Annotated in this window: 17 protein-coding genes; 12 read left to right on the top strand and 5 right to left on the bottom strand. The window is 45.4% G+C overall.

Translation table 11 applies throughout. The features are described from left to right. Position 1 precedes the first annotated feature (1 nt). The 10 genes from FGM00_RS20100 (at position 2) to FGM00_RS15265 (ending at position 5,074) form a co-directional block, all read left to right on the top strand. A complete protein-coding gene (locus FGM00_RS20100) occupies positions 2-412 on the top strand; it encodes a response regulator transcription factor (protein ID WP_138853732.1) in 411 nt (136 codons plus the stop codon). Positions 413-473: 61 nt separating this feature from the next. Next, positions 474-1,043 carry a DUF4199 domain-containing protein gene (locus FGM00_RS15225; protein ID WP_138853733.1) on the top strand — a complete coding sequence of 190 codons (570 nt, stop codon included), beginning with the start codon at positions 474-476 and terminating at the stop codon, positions 1,041-1,043. Between the two features lies 1 nt (position 1,044). Beyond that, positions 1,045-1,500: a DUF1801 domain-containing protein gene (locus FGM00_RS15230; RefSeq protein ID WP_138853734.1), complete on the top strand. Its 456-nt coding sequence runs from the start codon at positions 1,045-1,047 to the stop codon at positions 1,498-1,500. Between the two features lie 104 nt (positions 1,501-1,604). Then, the gene (locus tag FGM00_RS15235) at positions 1,605-1,991 is read left to right on the top strand and encodes a VOC family protein (RefSeq protein ID WP_138853735.1); all 387 of its coding nucleotides are present in this window, start codon (positions 1,605-1,607) and stop codon (positions 1,989-1,991) included. 51 nt (positions 1,992-2,042) lie between these two features. Then, on the top strand, positions 2,043-2,477 hold the full coding sequence (locus FGM00_RS15240; protein WP_138853736.1) for an NINE protein: 435 nt from the start codon (positions 2,043-2,045) through the stop codon (positions 2,475-2,477). Positions 2,478-2,567: 90 nt separating this feature from the next. Continuing rightward, positions 2,568-2,891 (top strand): ArsR/SmtB family transcription factor, encoded by a 324-nt coding sequence (locus FGM00_RS15245; protein ID WP_138853737.1) that lies wholly within the window; start codon positions 2,568-2,570, stop codon positions 2,889-2,891. Positions 2,892-2,901: 10 nt separating this feature from the next. Beyond that, a complete protein-coding gene (locus FGM00_RS15250; RefSeq protein WP_138853738.1) occupies positions 2,902-3,393 on the top strand; it encodes a DUF6428 family protein in 492 nt (163 codons plus the stop codon). A gap of 33 nt (positions 3,394-3,426) precedes the next feature. After that, positions 3,427-3,999, top strand: coding sequence for a hypothetical protein (locus tag FGM00_RS15255; protein ID WP_138853739.1), 573 nt, complete (start codon positions 3,427-3,429; stop codon positions 3,997-3,999). A gap of 1 nt (position 4,000) precedes the next feature. Next, a complete protein-coding gene (locus FGM00_RS15260; RefSeq protein WP_236262812.1) occupies positions 4,001-4,510 on the top strand; it encodes a GNAT family N-acetyltransferase in 510 nt (169 codons plus the stop codon). A gap of 144 nt (positions 4,511-4,654) precedes the next feature. After that, positions 4,655-5,074, top strand: a complete 420-nt coding sequence (locus FGM00_RS15265) for an arsenate reductase ArsC (protein ID WP_138853740.1) — start codon at positions 4,655-4,657, stop codon at positions 5,072-5,074. Here the strand turns inward: FGM00_RS15265 and FGM00_RS15270 are convergent. From FGM00_RS15270 to FGM00_RS15285, 4 genes are all read right to left on the bottom strand, one after another. Then, positions 5,071-6,888 carry a GNAT family N-acyltransferase gene (locus FGM00_RS15270; RefSeq protein WP_138853741.1) on the bottom strand — a complete coding sequence of 606 codons (1,818 nt, stop codon included), beginning with the start codon at positions 6,886-6,888 and terminating at the stop codon, positions 5,071-5,073. The two genes, FGM00_RS15265 and FGM00_RS15270, sit on opposite strands and share 4 nt — an antisense overlap. Positions 6,889-6,976: 88 nt before the next feature. Next, positions 6,977-8,227 carry an aspartate kinase gene (locus FGM00_RS15275; RefSeq protein ID WP_138853742.1) on the bottom strand — a complete coding sequence of 417 codons (1,251 nt, stop codon included), beginning with the start codon at positions 8,225-8,227 and terminating at the stop codon, positions 6,977-6,979. Between the two features lie 12 nt (positions 8,228-8,239). Next, complete coding sequence (locus tag FGM00_RS15280; protein ID WP_138853743.1) at positions 8,240-8,578, bottom strand: n-acetylglutamate synthase; 339 nt, start codon at positions 8,576-8,578, stop codon at positions 8,240-8,242. Next, entirely contained in the window at positions 8,575-9,054 is a 480-nt protein-coding gene (locus FGM00_RS15285; RefSeq protein ID WP_138853744.1) for a GNAT family N-acetyltransferase, read from the bottom strand. The genes FGM00_RS15280 and FGM00_RS15285 overlap by 4 nt, the downstream gene beginning before the upstream one ends. A gap of 113 nt (positions 9,055-9,167) precedes the next feature. Here FGM00_RS15285 and fbp point away from each other — a divergent pair, with 113 nt between their 5' ends. Then, positions 9,168-10,175, top strand: a complete 1,008-nt coding sequence (fbp, locus tag FGM00_RS15290; RefSeq protein WP_138853745.1) for a class 1 fructose-bisphosphatase — start codon at positions 9,168-9,170, stop codon at positions 10,173-10,175. Between the two features lie 244 nt (positions 10,176-10,419). Here the strand turns inward: fbp and FGM00_RS15300 are convergent, their stop codons facing one another. Beyond that, a complete protein-coding gene (locus FGM00_RS15300) occupies positions 10,420-10,842 on the bottom strand; it encodes a tellurite resistance TerB family protein (protein WP_138853746.1) in 423 nt (140 codons plus the stop codon). 260 nt (positions 10,843-11,102) lie between these two features. Between FGM00_RS15300 and FGM00_RS15305 the strand changes: the two genes are divergently transcribed. After that, on the top strand, positions 11,103-12,131 hold the full coding sequence (locus FGM00_RS15305; RefSeq protein WP_138853747.1) for a ligase-associated DNA damage response exonuclease: 1,029 nt from the start codon (positions 11,103-11,105) through the stop codon (positions 12,129-12,131). Positions 12,132-12,183: the final 52 nt, after the last annotated feature.

Here is a 12,183-nt window from a genome sequence, read left to right on the forward strand (position 1 = left end):
AGTGAAACGGACGGTTTTTATCTTCTCGGCATTGATCGTAGCACTGCTTTGTCTTTTCCAGCTAAGTCAATATGCCTATGTTTCCGGCGATATTTCGGTTGAATTCGGTATCGCCGTCATTGCCGTGGTCTTCTTTCTCATCGGTAGCTATCTCAGCAAAAGTAGTGTTTCCAAGAGACCTCCCCTGGATAGCAAAGTGGAGAAAAACGGCGGGGCTGCTCCCGGTCTGACCGAAAGGGAATATGAGGTGCTTCAAGAAATCGCACTGGGCCTGTCGAATAAGGAAATAGGGGCTAAAATGTTTTTGTCGGAGAGTACGATCAAAACCCACGTTTCCAACCTCTTCATCAAACTCGACGCCAAACGAAGAACCCAAGCCATTCGAAAAGCCAAGGAAATGCAGATTATCTGATGGTCTCCATTGTTCTAAATTGGGCTTAACGCCAAGTTCATCATCAATTTGGTACTTTAGTATGAGTGCCATTTTAGGGAGCGAGTTTACATTTGTCCAAATCAATTCCATCGGAAAAATGAAAAGTACGATTCTACGTTTTGGGAGTTACGGCGTGTTGACCATCACCGCGCTATCTTTTTTAATATGGTACCTTATCGGTGTCGTAGATGATAAATGGGGCGAGGTTATCGGGTACTCCTCGATGGTGGTGTCGCTGCTCTTTGTCTACTTTGGCATAAAACACTTTCGGGACAAGGAGAACAAAGGTGTGGTGTCATTCGGGAAAGCACTCTTGATCGGTATGCTCATCAGTTTGATGGCCGCATTGGCCTTCGGGATATTAGACCTCATCTACGTAAAGTTCGTCAATCCCGATTTTATGACGGATTATTACACCGGACAATTGGAGCAGCTACAAATCGACCTCCCGGCCGATGAATTTGAAATCCGAAAATCGGAACTGGAATCCGAAAAAGCGTTCTTCATGAATCCGTTACTGCATTTTTTTGTCATGTCGATGACCGTTTTTGTCATAGGTTTTATAATTTCATTGATCTCTGCCATGATACTTCAACGAAAAGAAAATTGACATGCAGTACAAAGCCAATTCGCCCGAAGACTACATTCGCCAGCTTCCAGAGGAAAGACAGGCGGTAATCTCGAAAATCAGACAGACTATTTTGAATGCCATCCCACAAGGCTTTGAAGAGCAGCTCAGCTACGGGATGCTGGGTTATGTGGTCCCGCACTCTCTTTATCCAGACGGCTATCATTGCGATCCCAAATTACCATTGCCTTTTATCAATTTAGCCTCCCAAAAGAACTTTGTAGCCCTCTACCATTCGGGTATCTATGCCGATCAAAACCTATACGACTGGTTTGTAGAGGAATATCCCAAACACTGCAAACGCAAATTGGACATGGGTAAAAGTTGCATTCGGTTTAAATATATGGAGGATATTCCCTACGAATTGATCAAAGAATTGTGCACCAAGATGACCGTGAGCGAGTGGATCGACCTGTATGAAAAAAATATAAAGCGGTAATATGAACTAATGTGCAATTCGCACAAAAAACTAAATTCTCACCAGAACCGAAACCTTGAGCACGTCTGAGGACGGCGCCAAGATTAGGGAATGCAATCATTACAATTATGAAACGAGTAACAGGACTAGGCGGATTTTTCTTTAAAACGGACGACCCAGACGGCATAAAGAAGTGGTACAAAGACCGTTTGGGACTCGATACCGATCAATACGGTTGCACTTTTTGGTGGAAGGACAAAGAGGGAAACGATTGTTCGACCCAGTGGAGCCCGATGAAGTCCGATACTACCTATTTTCAACCAAGTAAGTCGACCTTCATGATGAATTTTCGAGTTGAAAACCTCGTCGCCTTACTGGAAGCATTGAAAAAGGAAGGGGTTACCGTCGTAGGGGAAATCGAAGAATTCGAATACGGAAAGTTTGGCTGGATACTCGATCCCGACGGGAATAAACTAGAACTGTGGGAGCCCGTTGACTCCGCATTTTTATGATGTCGTAATATTCAGTACATTTAGTGGATTTAACCACTAAAAACAACGAGTATGTCCGAAGACAATAAAGATTTTGGGGATAAGGCCGAGGATTCTTTCGATAAGGCCAAGGATAAGGCCAACGAATTTGCCGGCGAAGCCAAGGAGGCTGCAAACGAGTTTGCCGACGAAGCAAAAAAAGCCGCAAACGAGTTCACCGAAGGGGCTAAAGAAGCTATGGATGAGCTTGGTGGGGAAAACAAAAAATTGATCGCGGGAATCTTGGCTATCGTGTTAGGTTCTTTGGGAATCCACAAATTTATCTTGGGATATCAAAAAGAAGGCATCATCATGTTGGTATGTACGGTTGCGTTAGGAGCGATTACCTGTGGCATAGGAGCATCGGTAATGGGCCTGATCGGATTGATCGAGGGAATTATTTACCTCACCAAATCGGATGCCGAGTTTTACAACACCTACCAAGTCGGAAGAAAACCTTGGTTCTAGAAGGCTTGTATCCTACTCAAAGCCAAATTTATCCGATTTGGCTTTTTTAATTAAATTTATCATCGTAATATTGCAATATATAAATATGAAATGGGCATCACCAAAACCGAGATTTTCAATACAAGGCAAAACGAGCTCGCCACTATTTTTAAAGTGCTGTCGAACCCCGCGCGTATTGCCATACTCCAGTACATAAGCAACCAGAAGGCTTGCATCTGTAATGACATCGTCGACGAAATTGGACTTGCCCAGCCCACCATATCCCAACATCTGAGAGAGCTCAAAAGTATTGACTTGATCCATGGGGAAATTGATGGTAAAAGCATTTGCTACTGCATCAACCTGGATAAATGGAAAGAAATACAGGAACTCCTAAATTCCTTTTTTAACAAGACCAAGTTTAATTGTTGCTAAAACAAAACAGATGAAAACAGACGAATTGCTATCGCTATTAAATGAACACCCGAACAAGAAATTACTTTTCGAGTACACGCCCGGCAACTATGTGGCACCCAATTACCACATCACCGAGGTAAAGAATATCACCATCGATTCGGTCGATTGCGGGGCCGGAGTCGATTTCTGGAAAGAAACAATCATTCAACTATGGGAGAGTCCGGATGAAAAAGACACCTTAGATTATATGACAGCTTCCAAAGCCTTGGGCATTCTGAACAAAGTAGACCAGATCAAACCCATGGAACGGGCGGTAGAAGTAAAATTCGAGTACAGTAACCGGCATTTTCATACCGCCCAACTTTTTGTCAACGATGTGATGCTACAGGACGATACGCTAATGCTCAAGCTCGGTGTTGAGCAAACCGACTGTAAGGCTAGGGAAACCTGTGGGGTGCCAGCAGAAGTGAACAACTTATCGGATAATACGAGCTGTGCGCCCGGTAGCGGCTGTTGTTAAACTTTCGAATCAGGTTTCTAAAAATAAATTGTGATGGAAATACTCTTCTATTTGGCCACATTTTGCTTAGTGTTGTTCATGATTTTGGCAACCTACGACGGTTTTTTTCTCCATATCTGGAAATACGAGCTCTTCCGTAGGCCGGAAAGCGCTTTCGAGCACAAAACACATACGATAAGGGCGATACTGTTCCCCTTGATCGTTTGGTGTCTCTTTTTAAATGAGACCAGCTGGGCCAGCTTCTTACTAGGTGTTTCTTTGGTGGTTATCGATTTGATCGTATTGGCAATCGATGCCTATTCCGAACAGGAAAGTAGGAGCTTTATGGGCGGACTCCCTAGATGGGAATACCTCATTCATCTTTTCTCGAATGCTTTTCATTTCTCCGCTATTGCCCTCGTTCTTGCTTTTAAGCTGCGCGTATCGGATTCGGCTGTACAGTTCGTGAGCACTTTTGCTCCCTCACCCGGGTATGAATTTTTTACATTCATAAGTGCAAATGTCATTCCAGGGGCATTGCTTTTGGCACTGCTTCATTTTGTGCTGATGCTCAAAAAACCACAAGCTTTTTGGAACAATTGCCGTACAAAAGTAATTTGCTGTTAATATGAAAACAACGTACCAACTCGTAGTTCGGCCGATGCATTCCGATGATTGGGAATCGGTTTCCCGTATTTATGCAGAAGGCATCGCCACAGGTTTCGCTACATTTGAAACGGACGTTCCTTCGTATGAATCTTGGGACGCCGCCCATATGCAATCCTGTAGGATCGTAGCCTCCGAAAATGGGAATATTCTTGGCTGGGCGGCCCTATCCCCCGTCTCGAACAGATGTGTGTATGGGGGCGTTGCCGAAGTAAGTGTTTATATTGGGGAGAAAAGTCGCGGAAAAGGCGTTGGAAAATTACTGATGAAGACCTTGATACACGACAGTGAGTCCGTCGGCATCTGGACGCTCCAATCCGGAATCTTTCCAGAAAATAAGGGCAGCGTTCAATTGCACGAAAAAATGGGCTTTCGCTATATCGGAAAGCGCGAACGGGTCGGCAAACTGGATGGCATATGGAAGGACAACCTCCTTTTCGAAAGACGAAGTAAAACCATCGGGGTCGATTGACTGCGGTAGAGCGGCGATAAACGGATTACTTCGCTAAGCTCGGAATGACAATTGTGGAATCGTACTAATTTGTAAAACTGCCAACAGCGACTGTTTACTAAATACTTGAACCTTGAACCTTGAACCTTGAACCTTGAACCAAAAATGAAAAACATATTAGTACTCTGTACAGGCAATTCCTGTAGAAGCCAAATGGCACATGGGTATTTACGCACCCTACAGCAAGAAAAGGCCAAAATCTATAGCGCTGGAATCGAAACACACGGACTCAACCCCGGGGCGGTCGCTATCATGGCCGAAGATGGCATCGATATTAACGGTCACACCAGCAACCATGTCGATGAATATGATGGTATCCCATGGGACTATATCATTACCGTTTGCGACCATGCGAAAGAAAACTGTCCGTTTATTGCCGCGCCCCGTGCCAAACGCATGCACCGTAATTTCTTCGACCCCTCGAAGGTTGTCGGGACAGAGGTGGAGAAACACGCGGCCTTTCTGAAGGCTCGAAATGAAATCAGGGATTTTTGCAAAAGCTTTATCGCTAAGGAACTCGATTAACGATCACCATGGTACCCGTTTTCGGCAAATTTGCGTTCCAGCTCCGCTTGAAATTCCTCCATTACGGGTTTAACAGTGCTTTCGGGAAGATCGGCGATTTTAATATACATCAGTCCATCCACCGAATTATTGAATAAGGGGTCTACGTTAAATGCGACTACCTTGGCGTTCTGTTTGATGTACTTTTTGATGAGCACGGGCAAACGAAGACTTCCTGGCTCGACCTCATCGATCATCCGGTCGAACTTGTTCAAATCGGCCTGAGTTTCATCGAATACGAATTCCTTATCGGCATCCTTCAATTTCACCTTGAATTCTTTTTTCGGATGAACGTATTGGGCCACGTAGGGGTCCCAATAATGGCTTTTCATAAACTCGATCATCAGTGACTTCGAAAAATTTGAAAATTGGTTGCTGATGCTCACTCCCCCGATAAGGTATTTATGCTCAGGATGTCGTAAGGTGGTATGAACGATTCCCTTCCACAATAAAAAGAGCGGCATGGGCTTTTGTTGGTACTCCTTGATGATATACGCCCGACCCATCTCAATGGACTGCTTCATCATCCCAAAGAGTTCCGGTTCAAAACGGAAAAGGTCTTGCAAATAAAACCCATCGATGCCATACTTAGCGAAAATTTCCGAGCCTAGACCCATTCGATACGCTCCGGCGATTACTTTGGCCGCATTATCCCATAAAAACATATGGTGGTAGTAGGCATCGAATTTATCGATATCGGTAGAATTGTTCGTTCCCTCACCTATTTCACGAAAGGTAATCTCGCGCTGTCTTCCTATCTCTTTCAGAATTGAGGGCATTTCATTGGCCGGCGCCAAAAACACCGAATAATTCTTACTCTCGAGCATGCGCCGTTCTTTTTTGATCAACTTTGAGATTTCACCTTCGATCAGCTCGGTACGTACGGCAGTAACGATCTTTCTGGGTTGCTTGGGTAATTTTAAGGTGGTCGGTAGCTGATCGATCAAACGTTCCTTGGCATAGGCGTTCGAAAGTATGTAAGTTTTCTTGCGCAGCAGCTCGCTAAACTCCTCTAGAGAGGTATGTTCTTCCTGGGTTTTTACCGAAATCGGTTGTCCGATACGCACCTTGATCGGCCGCTTGTGTTGGGTGTAGATTTCGGAAGGTAATTTTGCGGTTCTGAAAACATCGGCGATTTTGGCCAAACGATAAAAAAGTTTGCTATTGCGGGCGTGAAAATAAATCGGTACCACGGGCACTTTGGCCTTTCGGATCAATTTCATGGCGGTTTCTTCCCACTCCTTATCGACGATCATTTTACCCTCTTTGCGCGTAGAAACCTCCCCTGCCGGGAAAATTCCCAAGGGATGGCCCTCCTGTAAATGCAGCATGGCATTTTTGAAACCTGTAAGGCTACTTTTGGCGTCCTTTCTATTTTCAAAGGGATTGACGGGAAAAATATGGTCGGCGATAGGCTCAAAGCGTTGCAGTAAAAAGTTGGCCATTACCTTGTAATCGACACGATGTTTCAACATCAATTTCAACAGAATAATGCCGTCTATGCCGCCCAACGGATGGTTACTGACCGTAACGAACGCACCATCTTTTGGGAGTCTTTTTAAATCCTCTTCCGGAATTTCATAATCGATCTCGTACTGCTCCAAGACGGCGTCCAAAAAATCGGTGTCCTTCAGGTGACTGATTTTATCGTACCTGCGGTTCATATTGGAAATTCGAGTGACCTTAAGTACCGTCCAGGCTAGGAAAGTGCCGAAAACCCCATATTTATCTAGTTTGGTAGCTTTGGCAACTTCCTTTGCGGTCACTAAACCCATATGGTGTTTTCGTTTTAGGTAGCCGTAAATATAGCGAAATCAAAATTTCGCTCCCTTGTTTTAACATTTAAGACCGCTGAAAAAACCCTTACTTGACCACCAACTGCAAGGTCTCGTTCGCCCGCTGTTCCATAAGTACTTGGTGCCCATTTTGTAGCGAGGCGATGGCCTCTCCGGTAAAGTGCCGAATGGTATACAACGAAACACTCTCATGGCACTCTACCTTAAACCTACTTTTAAGCAATCCCAGCAAATCTTGTAAACGACCGAAACGGTTGTCCAAACAGACCGAAAAACTGATGGCGGAGTTCTGTATGAGGTCTACCTTCATTTTATGGTCATGAAACAATTTAAAAAGTTCACTAATGCTATCCTCTACGATAAACGAAAAGTCTAATGAAGAGAGTTTGAGCAACACCTGATTCTTTTTTACGATAAAGCACGGCACATAGGGCTCGATGCCTATTCCCTTACCTACGGTCGTGCCCGCTTCCTTGGGGTTGACAAACGATTTTACGTGCAAGGGAATCTCCTTGCCCTGCAGCGGTTGCAAGGTTTTGGGATGAATGACCGAAGCGCCGTAAAATGCAAGTTCTATGGCTTCGCTGTACGATATTTTATGGAGTAGCTGTGTTTCCTCAAAATAACGGGGGTCGGCATTTAAAACGCCGGGAACATCCTTCCATATGGTTACGGAATCGACGTTGAGGCAATAGGCCAAAATTGCGGCGGTGTAGTCGGACCCTTCGCGCCCGAGCGTGGTGGTAAAATTGTTATCGTCACTGCCCAAAAAGCCCTGAGTGACATTCAGCTTTTTCCGGTCGATGCCTGCCGCAACCCTTTCCTGGGTCTTTTCCCAGTTGACGGTGACATCCCGATAACTATTATCCGTTTTTATAAAATTGCGAACGTCTACCCAGTTGTTTTCGATACCGACTTCCTGCAAATACGCACTGATGATAGTGGTCGATAACAATTCCCCATAGCCGACGACTTGGTCGTACACAAAATTATACTTGGGCGATTTGTTCCAGGCTAAAAAGCCTTTTACCTCATCTATCAACACCTTGGTCGCGGAGAAAATGGCATGGTTCGGATTCTCGAACAGGCCTTTTAAAATGGTATCATGATAGTCTACCACTTCTTGAATGCTGTCGGACAACTTGTTCTTATCGGCAAAATAGGCATTGACGATCGCTTCCATGGCATTGGTAATCTTACCCATGGCCGATACGACCAAGAGCGTATTTCCGTGCCCCGTTTCCTGCAATACCTTCACTACATTTTTAACGCCCGCGGCGTCTTTTACCGAGGCTCCCCCGAATTTGAATATTCGCATAAATAACCTTTGTTATAATTCCTTTAGAACGGATGTGCCTTTCGACCGGTCACCCGACGTCCATTCCCAATTTTCATGTAATCTGATTTTTCCGTCCGCACTCACTTCAGGCATACTATGGCAAATGCCTGTACGTAATGCTCCTTTGGTGTTGACCTGATGGTACCGCATTTCAATATGCCCATTTTCATCGACCAGCCCGATCAGGTGACCTTTTATGATATCACCGCCGGAATATTCCGAGGTCAATACATTGGCTTCCTGTCTGTAATGAAAAATCGTATCCTTGTCGACTTCCGCATTCTCGCTACTTTCGATGGGGTAGAACTTTTTGTTGTCGTAATCGATCATACGTTTTCCAAAAACGTTTTCATTCCTTCCTCGTTCAATTGCACCACATCCCAATCCCTCATGACATTTGCCCCTTTCTTCTCATAAAAGGCAATCGCAGGCTCGTTCCAATCCAGCACTTCCCAGCTAATACGCTTTACCCCAAGACCATGACCGTATTTTACGACCTCGGTCAATAAGGCATTCCCTATTCCGCTCCCGCGTAATTTTTCGGTAACGATCAAATCTTCCAGATGCAGAACAGGTCCTTTCCAAGTAGAATACCTTGGGTACACCAAAGCGGCTCCCACGACACTGTTCCCCGCTTCGGCCACAAAGCAATGAAACAGTTTTTCATCACCGAAACCGGCCGCCGTTAAATCGGCAACGGTTACTTCCACAGCATGTGCTTCCTTCTCAAAAGATGCCAGTTCTTGAATCAGATCCAAAAGCTCCGGCATGTCATCTGCCGCTGCAGGTCGAATTGTGTACTTCATAATTGTTACAAATAAAACACAAAGTTATAAATTTAAAAAATGAATCTTCAACGAAAACCATATAGTGTCACAAATTATTGGATATTTGTAATCAGAACAACACGAACCTTAAGATGACCCAAAAAAATCAGACCCTCGGAGAGTTTATTATCGACAACCAATCTTCCTTTCAGTATTCTTCAGGAGAACTTTCAAAATTGATCAACGCCATCCGCTTGGCGGCAAAAGTGGTGAACCATCAAGTGAACAAGGCCGGTTTGGTCGACATTCTCGGTGCGGCCGGCGATACCAACGTACAAGGGGAAGACCAACAGAAATTGGATGTTTTCGCAAACGATAAATTCATTCAGACCTTACGAAATCGGGAAATCGTTTGTGGTATCGCTTCCGAAGAAGAGGATAGTTTTATTACCATCAATAGCAACGATAAAAAACACCAAAATAAATATGTGGTGCTTATCGATCCTTTAGACGGATCTTCAAATGTTGATGTGAACGTATCGGTCGGGACTATTTTTTCAATTTATCGGCGGATTACTCCGGTCGGTACCCCGGTGACCTTGGAAGATTTTCTACAACCCGGAAACAAACAAGTAGCCGCCGGGTATGTGGTATACGGCACCTCAACAATGCTGGTCTATACGACGGGTGATGGCGTGAACGGCTTTACCCTAAATCCCGCCTTGGGTACGTTTTACCTGTCCCACCCGAATATGCAATTTCCCGAAACCGGTAAAATTTATTCGGTAAACGAAGGAAACTACGTGCATTTTCATCAAGGGGTCAAGGATTATATCAAATACTGCCAGCAAGAAGAAGGGGACCGGCCCTACACCTCTCGGTATATCGGCTCTTTGGTCTCCGATTTTCATCGAAATATGATCAAAGGCGGTATTTATATGTACCCTAAAAGCTCCGTTACCGAAAGTGGCAAACTACGTTTACTCTACGAATGCAACCCCATGGCCTTTCTAGCGGAACAGGCAAATGGCTTGGCCAGAGGAGGTCGAAATCGGATCATGGACATTCAGCCAACGGAACTACACCAACGGGTACCCTTTTTCTGTGGAAGCCGAAAAATGGTCGAAAAACTTCAGGAATTTTTGGATAAGTACCATTGACAGAGTTGGAAGCGTGAAGCGTGAAGTTGGAAGTTGGAAGCTTGAAGTTGGAAGCTTGAAGTTGGATGCTGGATGTAGGATGCTGGATGCTGGATGCTGGATGCTGGATGCTGGATGCTGGATGCTGGATGCTGGATGCTGGATGCTGGAAGTTGGACAAAAACCTTTTAGTGTCAAAAGAACTCGGCAGTCCTAAAAAAAGAGGCTCAAAGCCCCTTTTTCACATCATTTAAGCGCTACCGAATCAATTTTTAAGCAGATACTGATAATCCTCAAAATCGATCCGGCCACTGAAAATCGCAACGGACTTCTCGATGATCTCGTCCGCTTTTTCCCCGGAATACCCTAGGCCGATAGCGTATTTCTTTAACAATACCATCTCCTCATCGTCGATCAAATGGTCCGCGAAAATAATCCGGAACAGGTCGTACAACCGCTCTAACCGCTTTTCGGAATCGTGCGGAGGCACGATCGGATATTTATTTTCCTTCTTCATCACCTCTTCATATTCCGACGGTGTAATATCCAGCTTCTTGGCAAAACGGTCCAGCATATGTTTTTCTTCTGAACTCACTTCCCCATCAATGGCGGCCAAGGTCGCTATCGACGCGAAATGCGCCAAATTTCTGCGGTGTTCACCACTCGTATACAAATCTGAAAAACCCATACTTCTTAATTTTTTATGAGGACAAATATAATTTTTTTGGGAGTCATAATTGCGTATCCTTTTATTTATTTTGGCGTTTCCTGGCCGCCTATTTAAGATTGGCGACCAGGCCGTGCTTTCCGCTCCAAATCCTCACCGCTATTTGCGGCTGCGGGTTTTCCACTGCAATCACTAACGCGGGCATTGGTACTGCGAAAGTGCATTTTCGGCGACTCGTTTTAAAAGCCGCTCAAGAATATATTCCGTAACTTTCCATAGCTATGAAAAAACCGCTTTTAGAATTCACGAACAAGGGCATTTACTGCAGTGCCGCCAAGGTCTATCTCGACCCGTGGCAACCGGTGAACCATGCCATTATCTCCCATGGTCATGCCGACCATAGCCGCTATGGGCACAAGCACTACATTACCCATCACCGCAACGTACCCATTATTTCGCACCGCTTGGGAGACATCAATGTCGTTGGCAAAGAATGGGGCGAGACCTTTGTCGTGAACAACGTAAAATTTTCTTTGCATCCCGCCGGCCATATCATCGGTTCGTCGCAAATCCGTGTAGAACACAAGGGGGAGATCTGGGTCTTTACCGGCGATTACAAAACCGAAAACGACGGTATTTCGACACCTTACGAGCTCGTGCAATGCGATACGTTCATTACGGAGTGTACCTTTGGCCTACCCGCCTTTAAATGGACTCCCCAAAAGGAAGTACTGCACGACATCAACCAATGGTGGGCGGCAAACCGGGCCGAGGGCAAAACATCGATACTCTTTGGGTACAGCCTCGGAAAAGCACAACGGCTTTTGAAATACCTGAACCCCGAAATCGGAAAAATCTATACCCACGGTGCCATTGAAAACATGACCCGAGTGCTACGGCCTTTGGTCGATTTTCCGGACACGACCTTGATTACCAGGGAAACCAAGAAAGATGAATTGCTCGGCAATATCGTCTTGGCCCCGCCCAGCGCCCATGGCAGTACTTGGATCCGTAAAATGGTGCCTTATGTGACCGCTTCCGCCAGCGGATGGATGACCTTCCGGGGCGCTAGAAGACGCCGGGCCATAGATAAGGGTTTCGTGCTCAGCGATCATTGCGATTGGCAAGGGCTCTTGGAAAGCATCGAGGCCACCGGGGCCGAAAAAATCATCTGTACCCATGGATATACCGAAATCTTTTCGCGCTACCTACGGGAACAAGGCTATGACGCCCGAACCGAGGAAACCCAGTACGAAGGGGAACTGGGAGAGCTGAATGCCACCAAGGAAGAACCTGTAGCTATTGAATGAACCGATTGCTTCGCCCGAGCCTGTTTTTGGCAAGCAAGCTCGCAATGACGCC

Source organism: Aggregatimonas sangjinii (assembly GCF_005943945.1).
Lineage (GTDB): Bacteria > Bacteroidota > Bacteroidia > Flavobacteriales > Flavobacteriaceae > Pelagihabitans > Pelagihabitans sangjinii.

Bases quoted from the DNA above. Each gene is read 5' to 3' on its own strand.
- FGM00_RS15225 (WP_138853733.1), top strand. From the start codon at position 474: ATGAGTGCCATTTTAGGGAGCGAGTTTACATTTGTCCAAATCAATTCC.
- FGM00_RS15230 (WP_138853734.1), top strand. From the start codon at position 1,045: ATGCAGTACAAAGCCAATTCGCCCGAAGACTACATTCGCCAGCTTCCA.
- FGM00_RS15240 (WP_138853736.1), top strand. From the start codon at position 2,043: ATGTCCGAAGACAATAAAGATTTTGGGGATAAGGCCGAGGATTCTTTC.
- FGM00_RS15245 (WP_138853737.1), top strand. From the start codon at position 2,568: ATGGGCATCACCAAAACCGAGATTTTCAATACAAGGCAAAACGAGCTC.
- FGM00_RS15250 (WP_138853738.1), top strand. From the start codon at position 2,902: ATGAAAACAGACGAATTGCTATCGCTATTAAATGAACACCCGAACAAG.
- FGM00_RS15255 (WP_138853739.1), top strand. From the start codon at position 3,427: ATGGAAATACTCTTCTATTTGGCCACATTTTGCTTAGTGTTGTTCATG.
- FGM00_RS15260 (WP_236262812.1), top strand. From the start codon at position 4,001: ATGAAAACAACGTACCAACTCGTAGTTCGGCCGATGCATTCCGATGAT.
- FGM00_RS15265 (WP_138853740.1), top strand. From the start codon at position 4,655: ATGAAAAACATATTAGTACTCTGTACAGGCAATTCCTGTAGAAGCCAA.
- FGM00_RS15270 (WP_138853741.1), bottom strand. From the start codon at position 6,888: ATGGGTTTAGTGACCGCAAAGGAAGTTGCCAAAGCTACCAAACTAGAT.
- FGM00_RS15275 (WP_138853742.1), bottom strand. From the start codon at position 8,227: ATGCGAATATTCAAATTCGGGGGAGCCTCGGTAAAAGACGCCGCGGGC.
- FGM00_RS15280 (WP_138853743.1), bottom strand. From the start codon at position 8,578: ATGATCGATTACGACAACAAAAAGTTCTACCCCATCGAAAGTAGCGAG.
- FGM00_RS15285 (WP_138853744.1), bottom strand. From the start codon at position 9,054: ATGAAGTACACAATTCGACCTGCAGCGGCAGATGACATGCCGGAGCTT.
- fbp (WP_138853745.1), top strand. From the start codon at position 9,168: ATGACCCAAAAAAATCAGACCCTCGGAGAGTTTATTATCGACAACCAA.
- FGM00_RS15300 (WP_138853746.1), bottom strand. From the start codon at position 10,842: ATGGGTTTTTCAGATTTGTATACGAGTGGTGAACACCGCAGAAATTTG.
- FGM00_RS15305 (WP_138853747.1), top strand. From the start codon at position 11,103: ATGAAAAAACCGCTTTTAGAATTCACGAACAAGGGCATTTACTGCAGT.